Genomic DNA, 19,186 nt, shown 5'->3' with positions numbered 1-19,186 from the left:
GGACCGGCCACAATGGGTTTGACATCAGACAGTGCGGCGCGGCTCAGGGACCTCGTCGCCAAATCTGACCAGTTGTCGGACGAGGAATTGCTGGCCAAATCCCTGATGACGGCCGTCAAATGGCGCACGCAACTCTGGGTCAACACGCTCGCCGCTGATGGCCTGCAGGTCCGGTCCGGTCCCTTTTCCGGCCTGGATTATGTCGTCAATGCTGCCGAAGGCGCTCTTCTGCCCAGGTTGCTGGGTGTCTATGAGCGCGAGCTTCACCCCGACCTGCTGGCCTTCGCGGCGGCCGGACTGGATCACGTCATCGATATCGGCTGCGCGGAAGGCTATTATGCCGTCGGCCTGGCCCGCTTGATGCCGGACGCCATCGTCAACGCCTATGACATCGACGAAACCGCCCGTCGGCGTTGCGGCTTCCTGGCCCAGGCCAATGGCGTGGCGGATCGGGTCGTCATCCGTGGGGCCTTTGACGGTACCGATTTCGCGACCTTCCAGGACAAGGGCCGTATCCTGGTGTTTATCGACGCCGAGGGGGCCGAGGACGATCTCCTGCGGCCGGATCTCTATCCCGCCCTGGCGGGCTATAACCTGATTGTCGAGACCCATCCCGGCCTCCGCCCGGGGGTCACGGACCGGATCATGGAGCGGTTCGCTGCCAGCCACGACATCCGACGGCTGGACCCGGAGGTTGGCAAGGCAGACTTGCCACCGGTTCTGACACACCGGAGCCATCTGGACATGGTGCTGGCCCTCTGGGAATGGCGGGCCGGTCCGACGCCCTGGCTGGTCATGCGACCCAAGGCCTAATCTCAGCGTCGAATGCCCAGGCTCTCGTCCGACTTCTTGCGCCCGATGCCGTCGGTGTTGCCCATCACGAACGGGATCTCCTTGACCTGACCGGGGCCATCGCGGCTGCGATGATCCACGCCAGGTCCCATCGGGGCCTGACGGTAGCGCCGGGCGGCGGCCTGGCCGGCGGCGATCTGGTCGAAGGCGGCCCGCTTGGCTGGATCCATGGGGGCCTCGGAGTAGAGCGGAGCCCGGCGGGCCGCTTCACCCCAGCGCTCGTCGCACCGTTCCTGTTCGCGTCGGTTCAGCCCGACAGCAGTGCCATTGGCGCAACCGACGCCGCTTGACCTCAGGGCCGTCCGGAGGTCTCCGCGCGGACCTTCCGGCGGCGGGGCTGAAGCGTTGCCCGTCCCGATGGCGGGAAGCGTCGGCAGGGTGGGCACGCCCGGCGGTACCGGCAGGGCCGGCAAACGGGGACTGGGCCGCACGGCCAGGGGGCGGCCATCCACGCTGCTGGCGTTCACCGGCTGTGACCTCGCCGTGGTCAGAGGCCTCTGCGGCCGCACGAGGGTCACCGTCAGGGCGTCCTCGTCGTCCGAGCGGTCGAGGAATGCTGTGGCCTGGGGCAGGGCCAGCAACGCCAGCACGAGCGCATGGGCTGCTACCGATCCGGCGAGCAGGAGGCCGCGTCCGACCCGATTTGAATGCGACCTTGACCGGACCAAACGCCACTCGACACAAAAGGGAAGCCCGAGGCGACAATGGCGACGCCAGGTGGCGAAAGCGTGGCCGTTAAGGTGCTATTAACCGGTGCAATCACTGGCGTTGACGCGGATCGACTTCGCGAGTAAATACCGCGCTCTTTCGAGGCGGGCCCTGTGCCTGTCCTGGTAAGCGCCCGTCCCCAACCGACGGATAGCCCGCCGGAACGCTTTCCGCGTCCCGGCGAGTTTCGTGTTTATTGGGTCTCCGTTTGGAGTCTCGCAAGCCGGACTACATGACTAGGACCTGAAGCGCCCCGGCCGAAAGGCACACGCTTCCATCAGAGCAGAGACTTAATGCCTACCGTCAACCAGCTCATCCGCAAACCGCGCCAGCCTAAGCCGGTCCGGAACAAGGTGCCGGCCCTCAAGGGCTGCCCACAACGTCGCGGTGTTTGCACCCGCGTCTATACGACGACCCCGAAGAAGCCGAACTCGGCTCTGCGTAAGGTCGCCAAGGTCCGTCTGACCACCGGCATTGAAGCCGTTTGCTACATCCCGGGCGAAGGCCACAACCTGCAGGAGCACTCGGTGGTGCTCATCCGCGGCGGCCGCGTCAAGGACTTGCCCGGCGTCCGCTATCACATCCTGCGCGGCGTCCTCGACACCCAAGGTGTTAAGGATCGTAAGCAGCGTCGTTCGCTCTACGGCGCCAAGCGTCCGAAGTAAGGAAAAGAAGAATGTCCCGCCGCCGTCGCGCCGAGAAACGCCAAGTCCTGCCGGATCCCAAGTTTGGAGATCTGATCGTCACGAAGTTCATGAACTATGTGATGTATGAGGGCAAAAAAGCCGTCGCCGAAAACATCATATATGGTGCTTTCGACATCCTGGAAAACAAGCGCAAGGACCAAGGTCCGCTTGAGACCTTCCACTCCGCCCTGGACAACGTCGCCCCGGCGATCGAAGTCCGGTCGCGTCGCGTTGGCGGCGCCACCTATCAGGTGCCCGTGGAAGTCCGTCCGGACCGTCGTCGTGCCCTGGCCATCCGCTGGCTGGTGACCGCTGCGCGCAAGCGTGGCGAGAACACCATGACCGAAAAGCTGGCTGGTGAACTGCTCGATGCTTCCAACAACCGCGGCACCGCGGTGAAGAAGCGCGAAGACACCCACAAGATGGCTGAAGCCAACCGGGCGTTCTCGCACTACCGCTGGTAAGCTTTCTTACCAGCACTCTTTCAGGCGCGGGCGGTTTGCGATAAACCGCCCGCGCCGCACGTTTAAATGTCCCTGCCTCACAGCAGCGCTACGCAGAGCTCCATCATGGCCCGCCAGCATAAAATCGAAGACTACCGTAACTTCGGCATCATGGCGCACATCGACGCCGGAAAGACGACGACGACCGAGCGGATCCTGTACTACACAGGTAAGTCGCACAAGATCGGCGAAGTCCACGATGGCGCCGCCACCATGGACTGGATGGAGCAGGAGCAGGAGCGCGGCATCACGATCACGTCGGCCGCGACGACTGCGTTCTGGAACGGCAAGCGCCTGAACATCATCGACACCCCCGGGCACGTCGACTTCACCATTGAAGTCGAACGCTCGCTCCGCGTGCTCGATGGCGCTGTCACCGTTCTGGACGGCAATGCCGGCGTTGAGCCCCAGACCGAAACCGTCTGGCGCCAGGCCGACAAGTACAATGTTCCGCGCATCGTGTTCGTCAACAAGATGGACAAGATCGGTGCCGACTTCGACAAGTCGGTCGAGTCGATCCGCGATCGCCTGGGCGCCAAGGCTGTTCCGATCCAGTTCCCGATCGGCTCGGAAACCTCGCTGAGCGGCCTGGTGGATCTGGTCCGCATGAAGGCCGTGGTTTGGGACAACGACGCCCTGGGCGCCAACTTCCGCGATGAAGAAATCCCTGCCGACCTGATGGACAAGGCTGTCGAGGCCCGTGCCTATCTGGTCGAGAACGCCGTCGAAATGGACGACGAGGCGATGGAAGCCTATCTGGGCGGCGAAGAGCCCTCGGAAGAAGTCATCAAGAAGTGCCTGCGCAAGGCCGTTCTGACCGGTGCCTTCTATCCGATCCTCTGCGGCTCGGCCTTCAAGAACAAGGGCGTGCAGACGCTCCTGGACGCCGTCGTCGACTACCTGCCGTCGCCGCTGGACATCCCGCCGACCAAGGGCATCGACTTCAAGACCGAAGAAGAAGTCGTGCGTCGCGCCTCGGACGAAGAGCCCCTGTCGGTTCTGGCGTTCAAGATCATGGACGACCCCTTCGTCGGTTCGCTGACCTTCTGCCGCATCTATTCGGGCAAGCTGGAAACCGGCATGGGCCTGCTCAACGCCACGCGCGACAAGCGCGAGCGCGTTGGCCGCATGCTGCTCATGCACTCCAACAACCGCGAAGACATCAAGGAAGCCTATGCCGGCGACATCGTCGCCCTGGCCGGCCTCAAGGAAACCCGCACCGGTGACACCCTGTGCGATCCGCTGAAGTCGCCGGTGATCCTGGAGCGCATGGAATTCCCGGCGCCCGTGATCGAAATCGCCGTCGAACCCAAGTCGAAGGCTGACCAGGAAAAGCTGGGCGTCGCCCTGCAAAAGCTGGCCGCTGAAGATCCGTCCTTCACCGTCTCGACCGACTTCGAAAGCGGCCAGACGATCCTGAAGGGCATGGGCGAACTGCACCTGGACATCAAGATCGACATCCTGAAGCGGACCTACAAGGTCGAAGCCAATATCGGCGCGCCGCAGGTTGCCTATCGCGAAAGCCTGGGCCGCAAGGTCGACATCGACTACACCCACAAGAAGCAGACCGGTGGTACGGGCCAGTTCGCCCGCGTCATGATCACCTTCGAGCCGGGCGAGCCGGGTTCGGGCTTCGTGTTCGAAAACTCGATCGTCGGTGGCGCGGTGCCCAAGGAATACATCCCGGGCGTCGAAAAGGGTCTGAACTCCGTCAAGGACAACGGCCTGCTGGCCGGCTTCCCGCTGATCGACTTCAAGGCCACCCTGACCGACGGCAAGTACCACGACGTCGACTCGTCGGTCCTAGCCTTCGAAATCGCTTCGCGCGCCGCCTTCAAGGAGCTGCGCGAAAAGGGCGCTCCCAAGCTGCTCGAGCCGATCATGAAGGTCGAGGTCGTGACCCCGGAAGAGTACCTGGGTTCGGTCATCGGTGACCTCAACAGCCGTCGTGGCATGATCCAGGGTCAAGACATGCGCGGCAACGCCACGGTGGTGAACGCCTTCGTGCCGCTGGCCAACATGTTCGGCTACGTGAACACCCTGCGGGGCATGTCGCAAGGCCGCGCCCAGTTCAGCATGGTCTACGATCACTACGAGCCGGTGCCGCAACACGTCGCCGACGAAGTGATCAAGAAGTACGCCTAAGTTAACCCCAGATATTCCCCATTCATTGCAGGCCCCCCCACTTTTTGAGGGGTTTGGGGTCCGAAGGTAGAGAAAAATGGCCAAGGAAAAGTTCGAACGCACTAAGCCGCACTGCAACATCGGCACCATCGGTCACGTTGACCATGGCAAGACGACGCTGACGGCTGCGATCACCATCACGCTGGCCAAGTCCGGCGGCGGCAAGGCGATGAACTACGCCGACATCGACGCTGCGCCGGAAGAAAAGGCCCGCGGCATCACGATCAACACCGCGCACGTGGAATATGAGACGGCCAACCGTCACTATGCCCACGTCGACTGCCCCGGCCACGCCGACTATGTGAAGAACATGATCACCGGCGCGGCGCAGATGGACGGCGCGATCCTGGTGGTTTCGGCCGCTGACGGCCCGATGCCCCAGACCCGCGAGCACATCCTGCTGGCCCGTCAGGTCGGCGTTCCGGCCCTGGTCGTCTACATGAACAAGGTCGACCTGGTCGACGACGAAGAGCTGCTGGAACTGGTCGAGATGGAAGTGCGCGAGCTGCTTTCGTCCTATGACTTCCCGGGCGACGACATTCCGATCACCAAGGGCTCGGCCAAGGTCGCCATCGACGGTGGCAACCCCAAGATCGGTGAAGAGTCGATCTTCGCGCTGATGCAGACGGTTGACGACTACATCCCGCAGCCGGCCCGTCCGCTGGACCTGCCGTTCCTGATGCCGGTCGAAGACGTGTTCTCGATCTCGGGCCGCGGCACCGTGGTCACCGGCCGTATCGAAAAGGGTATCGTCAAGGTCGGCGAAGAAGTCGAAATCGTCGGCATCCGTCCGGTTCAGAAGACGACCTGCACGGGCGTCGAAATGTTCCGCAAGCTGCTGGACCAGGGCCAGGCTGGCGACAACGTCGGCGTTCTGCTGCGCGGCACCAAGCGCGAAGACGTCGAGCGCGGCCAGGTTCTCTGCAAGCCGGGTTCGATCACCCCGCACACGAAGTTCGTGGCTGAGGCCTATATCCTGAACAAGGAAGAAGGCGGCCGTCACACCCCGTTCTTTACCAACTATCGCCCGCAGTTCTACTTCCGCACGACGGACGTCACCGGGATCATCAAGCTGCGCGAAGGCGTGGAAATGATCATGCCGGGCGACAACGCCGAGCTGGACGTCGAGCTGATCACCCCGATCGCCATGGACCAGGGCCTGCGCTTCGCCATTCGCGAAGGCGGCCGTACGGTCGGCGCCGGCGTGGTTGCCAAGATCGTCGAGTAATCGACCGGTCTTCAGCGACAAGCTGATCTAAGCGAAGGCCCCGGCGGAAACGCCGGGGCCTTTTGCTTGCCTAGCCCAAGGTTCCCGAACCGCTTGCCGCTCGCCGTGTAGCCGGTTCTAATCCCGCGACGCCTGATCGCGGGGGGAACGACATGACCAACACATCAAAGCGCACTGGCCTGGTCCAGGATCGCCGAACGCTGCTGACCGGGGCCGCTACCTTCACCCTGTTCACGCCGGGCCTGACCTTCGCTGCCAGCGGGGACCTGGCGGCCGTCCGCAAGGCCGCCGAAGCCGGCTTCGACGCTTCGGTCAAGCGCATCCAGGACTGGATCGCCCTGCCGTCCATCGCCGCCGAGAATCGCGACATGGACAAGGGGGCCGACTACATGATGGCCCTGGCCCGCGATGCCGGTTTCCAACAGGTCGAGAAGGTCCCGACCGATGGCCACCCCGGGGTCTTCGCCACCCTGGACGTCGGTGCCAAGCGGTGGATGGGCATCTACTTCATGTACGACGTGAAGCAGTTCGATCCCGCCGAGTGGAGTTCGCCGCCGCTGGAGGCGCGCATCGTCGACAAGCCGGGCTTCGGCAAGGTCATCGTGGGTCGCGGGGCCGTCAACCAGAAGGGCCCGGAAGCGGCGTTCCTCGCCGCGCTCCACGCCCTCCGCGCGGCCGGCCGTAAGTCACCGGTCAATCTGGTGCTGGTCTGCGAGGGCGAGGAAGAGATCGGCAGTCCGCACTTCCACCAGATCGTCAGCCGGCCACACATTCTGGCGGCGCTGAAGCGCTGCGAGGGCGTGGTCATTCCCGCGGGCTGGCAGAGCCCCAGCAATGGTGGCGTCAGTGTCAATCTGGGGGCCAAGGGCATAGTCGAGCTCGAACTGGTGGCCAGCGGAGCCAAATGGGGACGGGGTCCCCGGACCGATATCCATTCCAGCGAGAAGGCCAGGGTCGACAGCCCCGCCTGGCGACTGGTCCAGGCCCTGACCACCCTGGTCACCCCGGATGGCAATACGCCCGCGATAGACGGCTATTTCGAGAAGGTGCGCCCGCTGACCGCGCGCGAACGCGAACTGATCGGCCTGGCGGCCCAGCGCATGAGCGAGGCTGATGCCAAGCGGGCATTGGGGGTGGATCGCTGGATCGACGACCTGCCGTGGGAAAAGGCCCTGGAGCGCCTGGCCTCGCAGCCCACGATCAATATCGAGGGTCTGGTCTCGGGCTATACCGGCCCCGGCGGCAAGACCGTGCTGCCGGGTCGTGCCGTCGCCAAGATCGACCTGCGCCTGGTGCCCAACATGACCATGGCCGACTGCGTGGCCAAACTTAGGGCCCATCTCGACAAGCGCGGTTTCCAGGACATCGAGGTCAATGTCAGCGGTGGCTACGATCCTACCGAGACCGACGAGAACAGCCGGCTGATCCGCGCTGAACTCAATAGTTACAAGCGGCTGGGCGTCGAGACCTCGGTCTATCCGCGCCTGGCCGGCTCATGGCCGGGCGCGGTCTTCACCTCTGCGCCCGTCGGCCTGCCGGCCGGGCAGTTCGGTCTGGGCCACGGCAGCGGTGCTCACGCGCCGAACGAATACTACGTGATCGAATCCTCCAACCCGAAGGTCGAAGGCCTGGTCGGTGCCACCATGGGCTATGTCGATTTCCTCTACGAGATCGCCTCGATCCGCTGAGGCACCGATCTGAAAAAGGGCCCCGGTTCGCGCCGGGGCCCTTGGTTCTAGATCCGATCCACCGGCATTGCCCCATCCGGCGTCGCCGCTACCGGTGCCTCGCGTGGCGTGGTCCAGCGTGCCAGCTTGGGCTTCAGCCAGTTCTCGAAGTCGTCGACGATCTCATAGACCACCGGCACCAGGACCAGGGACAGGACCGTCGAGGTGATCAGGCCGCCGATCACCGCCACGGCCATAGGCTGACGGAATTCGGCGCCCTTGCCGATCCCGAGGGCCGTCGGCAGCATGCCGGCCATCATGGCCAGGGTGGTCATGATGATCGGCCGGGCCCGTTCGCGACAGGCCTCAAGGATGGCCTCGCGCTGGGGCTTGCCGGCTCGCTCCTCCTCGATCGCATAGTCCACGAGCAGGATGGAGTTCTTGGCAGCCAGACCCATCAGCATCAGCAGGCCGATCAGCGAGGGGATCGACATGCTCATGCCGCAGAGCAGCAGGCCGGCAAAGGCTCCGCCGATCGCCAGGGGCAGGGCGGACATGATGGTGATCGGCTTGAAGAAGCTGCCAAACAGCAGGGCCATCACGCCGAACACCAGGAAGATCGCCGACAGCAGGGCGATGGCGAAGCCGCCGAACAGCTCGCCCATGGCTTCTTCCGTGCCGCCGGTAGCCTTTTCCACGCCGGCTGGCAGGTTCTTCATGATCGGAAGACTGTCGACCTCGACCGTCGCCGAGCCAAGGACGACGCCGGGCTGAAGGTCCGCCTCGGTGGTCAGCTGGCGCTTGCGGCCAAAGCGTTCGATCTTGGCCGGACCGGCCTGGAACTCGACATCGGCCACGGCGTCGAGCCGCGTATAGCCGCCGGATGCGGTCGGCAGTTGCAGGGCCTTGATCCGGGCCAGGTCGCCCCGCGTGCTGTCATCCAGACGCACCCGGATCGGCAGGCGGCGCTCGCCGTCCGTCAGCTTGGCGACATTGGCGTCAATGTCGCCGACCGAGGCCACGCGAGCGATGGCGGCGATATCGGCCGGTGAGACGCCGAGACGGGCGGCCTCGTCGGGGCGGGGGCGGATGACGATTTCCGGTCCGCTAGGCGGTGAGGCCGGGCGAGGATCCGCGATGGTCTTCAGGCCCCGCATCTGACGCTCGAGGGTCAGGGCGGCACGCTCCAGGGCTTCGCCGTTCTCGCTGGTCAGGATGGTGGAGACCTCGGCCGAGCCGTCGTCACTCAGCAGGCTGACGCGAACATCCGGCAGGTCGAGCAGCTTCTCCCGCATCAGGGCCTTGATTTCCGGCACGCGGAGCTCGCGCTCATCGTGCAGGACAATGGTCACCGTGCCGTCGCGCAGGTCGCTGCCGCCGGATCCGCCGCCCGGGCCACTGGCGGCGATCACCGAGCCGACCTGAGCAAAGACGTGGGCCGTCTCCGGTCGCGCCTTGAACAGTTTGGTGATCGACTGGACCGCGCGATCCATGTCGGCGGCCGTGGCCCCGGGAGGGCCCTGGACCTTCAGGTAGTAGTAGTTGTTATTGGCCGGCGGCTGGAAGCCGGCCGGCAGGCCGGCGGCCATGGCGATCGAGAAGGCGAAGATCACCCCACCGATGATGCAGGCCACGATCCGGTGATCGAGCGCCCATTCCAGGACGTCTCGGTACAGGCCCTTGAACGGCTTGCGCGGGCGCGGGTGGGCGGCCGGCTTGAGGAAATAGGCCGCTAGCAGCGGGGTCAGCAGGCGGGCCACCACCAGAGAGAACAGCACGGCGACGGCAACCGTCAGGCCAAACTCCCGGAAGAACTGGCCCGGGATGCCCGGCATGAAGGCCACGGGCGCGAAGACCGCGACGATGGTGAAGGTGGTGGCGACGACGGCCAGGCCGATGGCATCGGCCCCGACCATGGCGGCTGCATAGGGTCTTTCCCCGGCGGCCACGCGCTTTTCGATGTTCTCGATCTCGACGATGGCGTCGTCGACCAGGATGCCGATCACCAAAGTCAGGCCCAGCAGGGTCACGACATTGAGCGAGAAGCCCATGACCGCCATGAAGATGAAGGTCGGGATGAGCGACATCGGCATGGCGATGGCGGTGATCGCGGTGGCCCGCCATTCGCGCAGGAACAGGAACACCACCACGGCGGCCAGGAACATGCCTTCGAGCAGGGTCGTTCGGGTCGCCTCGAAACTCGCTCGGGTGTCGTCGACGATCGAATAGATCTTGGTGAAGGTGACGTCGGGATGGGCCTGGACCATCTTCTCGATGGCGATCTTGATGCCGTCCTCGACGCGGACGTCGCTGGCGTCCTTGGTCTTGCTGACCTGGAAGGCCACCACGGGGCGGCCGTCGAGACGGGCGAAGGACCGCGCCTCACCCGCGCCGTCGCCGACCTCGGCCACGTCGGTCAGGCGGACGAACCGGCCGCCGGCCGTGGGAATGGTCAGGGCGCGCAGTTGCTCGACCGTGCGGGCGGCGGCCAGGACACGGACGGTCTGTTCACGCGCGCCGATCGCCAGCCGGCCGCCGGGGGCGTCCAGGCTGAAACTGGCCAGGGCCGCATTGAGCTGGGGTGCCGTCAGGCCCGCGGCCGCCATCCGGTCGGGATCGATGACGATGTTGATCTCGCGGCTGACCCCGCCAACCCGCGCGACCTGGGCGACGCCTTTTTCGCCCTGCAGGCTGCGGCTGATCGTGTCGTCGACGAACCAGGACAGTTCGCTGATCGTCATCGTCGGCGATGAGACCGCGTAGGTGATGATTGGCAGCGAATCCAGATCGATGCGCTGGACGATCGGCTCGTCGATCTCGCGGGGCAGCAGGGCGCGGGCCTGATCGACCTTGGAGCGGACCTCGTCGGTGGCCTTCTGCAGGTCTTCGCCGATCTCGAATTCGATCGACGTCGTCGAGACGCCCTGGACGACCGAAGAGCGGATGCTCTTGACGTTAGAGATCCCGGCGACGGCGTCTTCCACCTGACGGGTGATCTGGGTTTCCATCTCGCCCGCGGCTGCGCCGCTCTGGGTGATGGTCACCGCCACCAGCGGGAACGAGACATTGGGATACTGTTTGATCGGCAGCATCATGTAGCTGGCAATGCCGGCCAGGATCAGGGCGATGAACAGAACCGCGACCGGGATCGGGTTCTTGATCGACCAGGCGGAGATGCGAACATTGGCCATCAGCGCGCGGCCTTGCCATTGGCGTCAGCCGGCTTGACCAGATCACCGTCGAGGGTGAAGGCCGAGCCGCCGAGCAGCATTCGGGCACCGACGGGCGGCCCATCGAGCAGTTCGACCCAGCCACCGCCACGTTGGCCGGTGCGGACCGGAGTCTGGCGAGCGCGGTTGGACCCGTCGACGGTGACCAGGGACGAGCCCTCGGCGTCATAGCGGATCGCGGTTTCCGGCACGGCCTTCACCTTGCGGCCTGACGGCGCGAAGGTGGCCCGGCCAAAGCCGCCAGGGCGAAGGCCTGTGTCCCTGGGCAAGCGAACGCGCACCTTTCCCAGACGCGTTGCGGCGTCGATGCGGGGGCTGACCAGGCGGACAACACCAGAGGTCGTGCGACCATCGGGCAGGAGCACCTGGGCAGACTGACCGACGGCAACGGCGGACATTTGGGCGTCGCCGACCTCGGCATCCAGTTCGACCAGGCCGTCACGGGCGATGCGGAACCAGGGTGCGGCTGCGCCGCCCGAGATCTCGCCGGGTCGGACGGTCCGCTCCAGAACGCGCCCGCCTACGGGAGCCGTGATGGTCATGCGGCTGGAGCGTGTCTTGAGTTCCGCCAGGGCGGCCTCCTGTGCCTTGGCGGCATAGCGGCGGCTTTCGATCTGTTCCTGGCTGAGCACGCCCTGGCCGTCGAGCCCGGCGACCCGGGCCGCCTCGCCCTGGGCCTGGGCCGTCAGGGCCGCCTGCTGGGCGATCTGGGCTCGCAGCAAGGTATCGTCCAGCTGGACCAGCGGCTGTCCGGCGCGGACATAGGCCCCTTCCTCGACATAGACGCGGGCGACACGATAGCCGGCCAGTTCGGAACCGACAGCGGCTTCCTCTCGCGGGACCAGCTGGCCCGAGGCTTCGAACCCGGCCCCCAGCGAACGGCTTTCCACGCGGCCGACCGTGACGGCGCGCGCCGGGCTGGCGGCGGTCGCCTTGGCGGACTTGTCCGGCTTGTCGCCACAGGCGGTCAGGCCCAGGGCTGTCGTCAGAAGCAGGGCGGCGATCAGGGGGCGTTTCATCGGAGCGGATCTCATCGCGAAGAGGTTTGTTCGGAAGTGGCCGAGGGGTTCGGCGATGGCGTCCATCCGCCGCCCAAGGCCTTGTAGGTCTGGACGGTGCGTTGCAGCGCCTGACCCCGAGCACCATTGAGTCCCGTCCGGGCGGCGCGCCAGGATTGCTCGGCCTGAAGGGTCGAGGTCAGGTCGCTCAGTCCGGCGGCATAGCCCCGGCGGGCGGCCTCGTAGGCCGTGGCTGCGCGACGTTCGCCGGCGCTGAGCAGGGCGACCCGACGCTGGTCGGCGGACAGTTGAAGTAGCGCACCTTCGGTTTCGCCGAAGGCCGCCTGCACCGTCTTCTCATAGGCCAGGGCCGCCTGTTCCGTGCGGGCGTCCTGGGCGTCAATATCTGCCAGCAGCTTGGGAATGTTCAGCACCGGGATCGACAGGTTCAGGCCGATCGACCAAGCGGAACTGGTGGTCGAGGATGTCGATCCGGGCGTCAGGAAACTGGGCGACACCGCCTTGGTCAATCCGACGCCCGGGCTCAGGGTGAAGGTCGGGAAGAGGGCCAGTTCATTGACCTTCAGATTGGCAGAGGCCGAGGCCAGCCGGGCCTGGGCTTCGCGCACATCCGGGCGTCGGGCCAGAAGGGTACCGGGCAGGGCCGTCGTGGTCGGGGGCGCATCGGCCAGGGTCGCCGCCACAGGCAGGCTGGCCAGGGGATCAATGCCCCGCCCGACCAGGATCAGCAGACTGCGGCGGGCAACCTGCAGCTCCGCCTCAAGACTGGCGGCCTGGGCCTCGGCCTGGGCCAGGTCAGCGGCCGTTCGATCCGCATCGGATCCCGGTGAAAGACCTCGGGCAACGCGGCCGGTAGCCAGATCGGCCAGGGCCCTGGCGATGCGGACGCTCTCCCTCGCGTCGTCCAGCTGAACGGCCAGGACCCGCGCCTGGAAGTAGGACTGGGCGACGCTGGCAGCCAGGGCGGCGCGAGCGCCTTCATAGGCGAAGCGGCTGGCGGCCAGATCGTTGCTTACGACGCCCATGGCGGCTCGGCGGCGACCGATCAGGTCCAGTTCCCAGCTGACATCGAAGCTGCCGCTGTAGTTTTCGCTGTCCCCGCCCTGGGTAAAGCCGCCAGGCCCGCTCTGGTCGATGATGTCCGTGCTGCTGCGGTTGGCGGAGCCGGTCAGGGGCGTGGAGGGGATGTAGAGTTGCCGTACCTGTCCGCGTCGTACGGCCCGGGCCTCGTCAAGGCGCGCTGCCGCCAGGCGGGCGTCCTGGCTCTGGGTCAGGGCGGTATCTACCAGCGCGCTCAGGGCGGGGTCGTTGAAAACCAGCCACCAGCGATCCAGCACCTGGTCGGGCAGGGCGGCTCCAGCCGCGCCCTCATAGGTGGCGGGCAATCGGGTCTCGGCTGTGTGGCGAGGGTCGGTCGCGCAGCCGGCCAGGACCAGCCCCGTAAGGGCCAGGGCCGACAGGCTCGCGCCTGATCCAGGTCGCCTGACAGTCTTGCTAGGTTTCATCTGCCAGTACTCGGGCGCTCGGGGACAGTGGGGGAGGCGTCATCAGGTTCAACCGGATCAGGAGACGGGGACGGTGGCCCCGACGCTTGGAGGTAGATGTCGACGACCTTGTCCAGAAAGGTCTCGATGACGCTGCGTTCGGTGGGGGTGAGGTCGGAAATCACGCCGCTCAGGGCATCGAGCATCGGAGCAAGCAGCGCGAAGGCCCTGACCTCTGAAGCTTCCACGGGCGCGACGAAAATCTTTCGACGGTCGATGGTCTTTCGCTCGCGCGTGACATGGCCGGCCCGCTCCAGACGGTCGACGATCTGGGTGGCTGCAGCAGTCGTCACCTTCAGCTGAGTGGCGAGTTGGCTCGGCGTCAGGGTGCGCGCGTCGATCAACAGCTCCATCGCCGCCATGTCGGTGACATTGACCCCCAGGGTCTCGCCGATCTTCTTGCCGATCTCGAGGTTCAGAAACGAGATCGCCTTCAGGCGTTGCATGATGGGGTCGCTGAGCCTGTCGGCATAGGCGGCCCGGGGCATGCAGTCGGACGGTGCTGAATCGCAAATCATGTTCGCGGCATATCTCTAAGCAACTTAACAATCAAGATGCTTAGAGATATGCCGCCATCGGAGCATCACCGGCCCGGCATGATGAAGGCGGCTTGGGCGTTCGCGCGGCAGAGAGACAGTTGCGTCCCTCAAAAACATACCGCATCATCGAAACGGGTGTTCGAATTCAGGTTCGTGACCCGCCTTGCTCCGTCTTGTGAGGCAGTATGCTTGCGTTTTCCGGTATCCGGCTCAGGGAGATCCCAGGCGTGTCGGTTATGTGCGGTGCATCATCAGGTTTCGAAAATGCTGCGGTGCCAGATTTCTTCCTCGACGGGATGATCTGGTCAGCGACCTGTATTGCAAGGCGTCCCGACGACTGAGATCGACCAAGGCCCCCTAAAATAAGCATCAAAAAAGCAAACGAGGGAGGGAAGCATAATGAATAGAACCGTGTTCCTGCGCGGCGGCTCGTCACTGGCCCTGGCCATCGCCCTGACAGCCGGGGCGGCGCACGCCCAGACCCGGCCCGATGCGGCATCCACACAGGTCGAAGAGGTCGTCGTCACCGGCTCCTTCATCCGGGGTACGCCTGAGGACGCTGCCCTTCCGGTCGATGTGATCGGTGCCGAAGAACTGCAGAAGCGTGGCTCTCCCTCCACGGTCGAACTCCTCAAGGCCCTGTCGGTTTCCAGTGGGGTTCTGGGTGACACCAACCAGTTCGACAGCCGGGCCCAGGGCTCGGAAGGCTCGGGCTCGGTCAATCTTCGCGGCCTTGGCTCGCAACGCACTCTGGTGCTGCTGAATGGCCGGCGCCTGGCGATCAATCCGTTCGGTGCGGCCGGGGCAGGGATCGTCGACACCAACATCATCCCCGCGGCGGCCATTGGACGGCTGGAAGTCCTGAAGGACGGCGCGGCAGCGACCTATGGCTCGGACGCCATCGCCGGCGTCGTCAACTTCATCACCAAGCGGAATGTCGATGGGCTCGAGGTGGGCGCCGATTACCGGGTCATCAATGGCTCGGACGGCGACTACGGCCTGAACGCGACCTTCGGCAAGATCTGGGACAACGGCAATCTTCTGGTCAGCGCGGGCTGGCAGCATCGCTCCAAACTGAGCGTGGCAGAGCGCAACTGGGCCAACACCCCCTATCTGAACAATCCGGAAGCCGGCTGGTCGGCGGCGGGCAGCCCTTCGACCTTTATTCCCCTGGCCAGCACGACCAGTGGCATGCGTGATCCGGGCTGCGGCGGCCTGGGCGGCTTCCCGGGCTTCAGCGGCCTGACCCCGGTCTGCTACTGGCACTACACCCCGTTCGACAATCTCGTCGAGAAGTCGGACGCGGTGCAGATCTATGGCGAGATCAACGCCAACCTGTCCGACAAGACCAAGTTCCATGTCGAAGTGCTGTATGCCCATACGGACGTCCCTGACTGGAACACCTCACCGTCCTATGCCGCACTGGCCGTGCCGACGGCGGAAGCTTCGCCCATCGCCGGGCGCTACATTGTTCCGGCGACCAATCCGGGCCTGCAGGCCTTTATCGCGGCCAATCCGACCGTTCAGCTGACCAATCTGGTCAACGGCACCCAGTTTTCGGCGCCGGGGTCCATCTTTGCCTTCGGGGCCATCAACGCGGCAAACCGGCCCTTCGGGATCGGCGGCAACCCGGCCTTCGGCTATGGCCCCTCGATCGGCTCGCGCGCCTTCGACGCGTTCCGGGTCTCTGGTGATCTGCAGGGCGAATTCGACAACGGCATCGGCTGGGAAATGGCTCTGACCTACTCCCAGGAGATCGGTATCCGCACGGGTTATGACACCCTCGTCAACCGCTACGCCCTGGCCCTGCAGGGCCTCGGCGGCCCAACCTGCGACAGCAATCCCACCTTGCCCGGTATCCAGGGTACTGCGGGCGTCGGCGGCTGCATGTACTTCAACCCGTTTGCCAGCGCGATCCCGAGCAATGCCGTCACCGGCGTCGCCAATCCGGCCTACAACTCGGCCCTGGCGGTCAACAAGGACCTGGCCAAGTGGTTCTTCCAGAAGCTGTCGACCAAGCAGTCCTCGCGACTGTTCGTCGGTGAAGCGGTTCTGAACGGCAAGACCGCCATCAGCCTCAGCGGCGGCGATGTCGCCTGGGCGGCGGGCGTTCAGTATCGCCGGACCTACTTCAAGGCCGACTATAACGACATCAGCAATGCGGCGATCAATCCTTGCGTCAACACGCCGGACTTTGGCGTCACGACCTGCACCGGTTCGCAGCGCAACGGGCCCTTCATGTTCCTGGGCGTGGGCAACGAGGCCGACAACCAGTCTGATGTGATGGCCGCCTTCGGCGAACTGTCGGTGCCTTTCACCGACGATTTCCAGGTCCAGCTGGCGGCCCGCTTTGAAGACTATGGCGGCGCGGTGGGTGACACCTTCAATCCCAAGATCTCTGCGCGCTGGCAGGCCCTGCCCTGGCTGGCCGTGCGGGGCTCCGCCGGTTCCACCTTCCGCGGGCCGCCGGATCCGATCACCACCACGACCTCGGTGACATCACTGCAGAGCATTCTGGGCACGTTCCGGGCGGTCGATATCTTCGGCAATCCGAACCTCAATCCGGAAAAGGCCAATACCTACAATGCCGGCCTGCTGTTCAGCCACGGCAAGCTGAAAGCCAGCATCGACTACTTCCAGTTCGACTTCAAAAACCCGATCGTCACCGAGCCCGTGGCCGGTATCGTCAATGCCCTCTATCCGAACGGTGCCGCGGGGGCCAATAACTGCGCGCTCTATCCGGCCCTGGCGGCGCGGTTCACCTTCAACGGTGTCTGCGGTCCCCCGACGACGATCGCGCGCCTGAAGACCAACTACATCAATGGCGCGGCGGTGAAGAACTCCGGCTTCGACTTTGCGGTCGACTACGAGTTCAGCAATGTCCTTGGCGGCGATCTCGCGGTCGGGGGCAATGCCACCTACATCGCTGAGTACAAGGTTGGAGCCACCAGCGTCGAGGGTGTGGTGGTCGAGAAGGCCTTCGACGCCGTTGGCCTGCTCAACTACCAGACCACGGTCGTGCCAATCCCGCAGTGGAAGGGTGACGTTCACACCGAGTGGAGCATGGGGCCGCACAATGTGCGCCTGACGGTCCACTATATCGACTCGTACACCGATCAGCGTACGGCCCCCTTTGCGGCCAATGCCTACAAGGACACGACCGGAGCAGGCGTCCAGATCACCCGGGGCAAGAAGATCGACGCCCAGGTCCTGACCGATCTGGCCTATCGCGTCTTCCTGCCCTGGGACACGACGGTCACGGCCGCGATCACCAATCTGTTCGACAAGGACCCGTCCTACGCCCGTCTGGATCTCGCCTATGACCCCTTCACCGGGGATCCGCTGGGCCGGACCTACAAGGTTGGACTGCGCAAGAAGTTCTAACTCGCGCTGGAGCGATCAAGACGGAAGCGCGTCCCATCTGGGGCGCGCTTCTGTTTTTGGCGATAGCGCCAGAGCGTCCCGTAACGGCCACTAGGCTGTGAACAGCCCCATCATGAGCGGGCGGGCGAACAGCCCTGCCGCCTCATCACGCTCGACACCGGGAACCCAGGCTCCCAGGGCAGCGGCGGCATTGAGCATGGAATTGATCATGTGGGCGGCGATCATCGGATCGACGGGCCGGATCGAGCCGTCAGCGATCCCGTCCGAGATCATCGCTGCGAAGCGCTCCGAGCCCCGGCCATAGCCTTCGGCCATCTCATGGCGGATGTCCGTCGGCAGGGCCCCCATCGACGAGGCGCGAAGCAGCGGACCATGGTCTGACAGCTGATAGGCCACCAGCGCCGCCGTGGCGGCCGAAACCTGGTCCCAGGATGTCCCCTGGCCGGCGCGGGCATCGACCTGCGACTTGCGGATCACTGCGAAGGTGCGCTGGAAGCACTCAACCACCAGGGCGTCCTTGTCATCGTGGTGATGGTAGAAAGAGCCCTTGGTGACGTTCAGGGCCGCGGAGATGTCCTCGACGGACGCGCCGCGATAGCCGCGCTGATTGATGAGCCGGGTGGCGGCGACCAGGAAGGTCTCACGCCATTCCAGGCCGTCGGGCGAGACCGGCGTTGGATCGGGCAGGGCGGCGGGCGACCAGAGTCGCCCCGGCGCGGCCAGGCCGCCGACCAGGATGTCGTACATCTTGTCCCGAACGCGGTCGTAATCATCCAGATCGTAGCGCCGCAACCAGGTGCCCGACCAGAAGACCTGCTCCATCAGCAGATGGGTGCGGGCATTGCGTTCGCGCTTCTCCAGGTGCTCGAAGCCCTCGCCCTCGAAGAAGCCGCGCACCCGCCGGAAAAGGTCGTTGAAGGCCTGGGAGACCGATGAGCGCAGCGGTTCCTTGAGGGCCTTGATCTCGGTGAAACTGGTCAGGGGCGTGGCCTCGCCCAGCCTGACCCGCCGGTTCAGATCAAGATACAGGTCGATGAAGGTTTTCAGACGTGATGGTGGATCAGGCTGGACCGCTGCCTGGGTGATCATGGCATCGAACCGTTCCAGGCCACGCAGGAAACAGGCCGCGGCGAGATCATCCTTCTTGCGGTAGTAATAGGTGACGCTGGTGGTGATCAGGCCCACCCGGGCTGCGACGTCGGCCAGGGTCATGCCGCGCACCCCCTGGCGATTGAGGATGGCGGTTGCGGCGGCGAGGATCGCCTCTTTCTTCCGCGCATAGCGCGCGGTGGCCGCACCTGCGATCCGTCCGTCATCCATAAGGCGGGGTCCCCGAAATGCCGATTTTGCCGGTCGCTGGGCGGCTGCCTCCAATTTAGGCGTCCCCAGCGGCAGCGCAAAGGCTGCCCTCCGATTATCTCCTCCTTAGCAGAGCTTTGGTGCGCCTGTTTTTCAGGCCTGTTGCAGAATGCCGAGTTTTTGCGGGCCGGCGGACCCTGTAGTGCGCAAGTCCTTGCCCACGGACCCTGCTTCGTTTTGAATAGCCACGCACGATGCTGACCTGGTGCCGATCACGGCCGGACGCCTCGCTGCCAACAAGAACAACGCCTTCGATCCGGGGGCGATCCCAGGGGAGACTGTA

General features: G+C 65.0%; 13 protein-coding genes. 7 read left to right on the top strand and 6 right to left on the bottom strand.

The genetic code is table 11. The features are described from left to right. Positions 1-12: 12 nt before the first annotated feature. A complete protein-coding gene (locus AQ619_RS14780; protein WP_166504271.1) occupies positions 13-813 on the top strand; it encodes a hypothetical protein in 801 nt (266 codons plus the stop codon). A gap of 2 nt (positions 814-815) precedes the next feature. On the opposite strand, the gene AQ619_RS14775 is transcribed toward AQ619_RS14780, so the two are convergent. After that, positions 816-1,442 (bottom strand): hypothetical protein, encoded by a 627-nt coding sequence (locus AQ619_RS14775; RefSeq protein WP_166504270.1) that lies wholly within the window; start codon positions 1,440-1,442, stop codon positions 816-818. A 411-nt stretch (positions 1,443-1,853) separates the two neighbouring features. Between AQ619_RS14775 and rpsL the strand changes: the two genes are divergently transcribed. The 5 genes from rpsL to AQ619_RS14750 all read left to right on the top strand — a co-directional run bounded on the left by rpsL (position 1,854) and on the right by AQ619_RS14750 (position 7,849). Continuing rightward, positions 1,854-2,225, top strand: coding sequence for a 30S ribosomal protein S12 (rpsL, locus tag AQ619_RS14770; RefSeq protein ID WP_007661566.1), 372 nt, complete (start codon positions 1,854-1,856; stop codon positions 2,223-2,225). A gap of 11 nt (positions 2,226-2,236) precedes the next feature. Further along, a complete protein-coding gene (gene rpsG / locus AQ619_RS14765; protein WP_007661568.1) occupies positions 2,237-2,710 on the top strand; it encodes a 30S ribosomal protein S7 in 474 nt (157 codons plus the stop codon). Between the two features lie 105 nt (positions 2,711-2,815). Continuing rightward, the gene (gene fusA / locus AQ619_RS14760; protein ID WP_062149262.1) at positions 2,816-4,894 is read left to right on the top strand and encodes an elongation factor G; all 2,079 of its coding nucleotides are present in this window, start codon (positions 2,816-2,818) and stop codon (positions 4,892-4,894) included. A gap of 76 nt (positions 4,895-4,970) precedes the next feature. After that, a complete protein-coding gene (tuf, locus tag AQ619_RS14755; protein ID WP_062145518.1) occupies positions 4,971-6,161 on the top strand; it encodes an elongation factor Tu in 1,191 nt (396 codons plus the stop codon). Between the two features lie 152 nt (positions 6,162-6,313). Then, positions 6,314-7,849: a M20/M25/M40 family metallo-hydrolase gene (locus tag AQ619_RS14750; protein ID WP_062149259.1), complete on the top strand. Its 1,536-nt coding sequence runs from the start codon at positions 6,314-6,316 to the stop codon at positions 7,847-7,849. Between the two features lie 47 nt (positions 7,850-7,896). Here the strand turns inward: AQ619_RS14750 and AQ619_RS14745 are convergent, their stop codons facing one another. Genes AQ619_RS14745 through AQ619_RS14730 form a run of 4 tightly spaced genes read right to left on the bottom strand, consistent with a single transcriptional unit; the run spans position 7,897 to position 14,139 of the window. Continuing rightward, entirely contained in the window at positions 7,897-11,019 is a 3,123-nt protein-coding gene (locus AQ619_RS14745) for an efflux RND transporter permease subunit (RefSeq protein ID WP_062149256.1), read from the bottom strand. Then, complete coding sequence (locus AQ619_RS14740; RefSeq protein WP_236849487.1) at positions 11,019-12,077, bottom strand: efflux RND transporter periplasmic adaptor subunit; 1,059 nt, start codon at positions 12,075-12,077, stop codon at positions 11,019-11,021. Before AQ619_RS14740 ends, AQ619_RS14745 begins: the two co-directional genes overlap by 1 nt. A gap of 11 nt (positions 12,078-12,088) precedes the next feature. Then, positions 12,089-13,582, bottom strand: coding sequence for an efflux transporter outer membrane subunit (locus AQ619_RS14735; protein WP_062149250.1), 1,494 nt, complete (start codon positions 13,580-13,582; stop codon positions 12,089-12,091). Beyond that, positions 13,579-14,139, bottom strand: a complete 561-nt coding sequence (locus AQ619_RS14730) for a MarR family winged helix-turn-helix transcriptional regulator (RefSeq protein ID WP_236849486.1) — start codon at positions 14,137-14,139, stop codon at positions 13,579-13,581. The genes AQ619_RS14735 and AQ619_RS14730 overlap by 4 nt, the downstream gene beginning before the upstream one ends. Positions 14,140-14,559: 420 nt before the next feature. On the opposite strand from AQ619_RS14730, the gene AQ619_RS14725 reads away from it, so the two are divergent. Continuing rightward, positions 14,560-17,544 carry a TonB-dependent receptor gene (locus tag AQ619_RS14725; RefSeq protein ID WP_062149244.1) on the top strand — a complete coding sequence of 995 codons (2,985 nt, stop codon included), beginning with the start codon at positions 14,560-14,562 and terminating at the stop codon, positions 17,542-17,544. 90 nt (positions 17,545-17,634) lie between these two features. Here the strand turns inward: AQ619_RS14725 and AQ619_RS14720 are convergent, their stop codons facing one another. Further along, positions 17,635-18,864, bottom strand: a complete 1,230-nt coding sequence (locus AQ619_RS14720) for a TetR/AcrR family transcriptional regulator (protein ID WP_062149241.1) — start codon at positions 18,862-18,864, stop codon at positions 17,635-17,637. Between the last annotated feature and the right edge of the window lie 322 nt (positions 18,865-19,186).

The sequence above is a fragment of the Caulobacter henricii genome (genome assembly GCF_001414055.1).
Lineage (GTDB): Bacteria > Pseudomonadota > Alphaproteobacteria > Caulobacterales > Caulobacteraceae > Caulobacter > Caulobacter henricii.
This window is presented reverse-complemented; position numbering and strand designations above follow the sequence as displayed.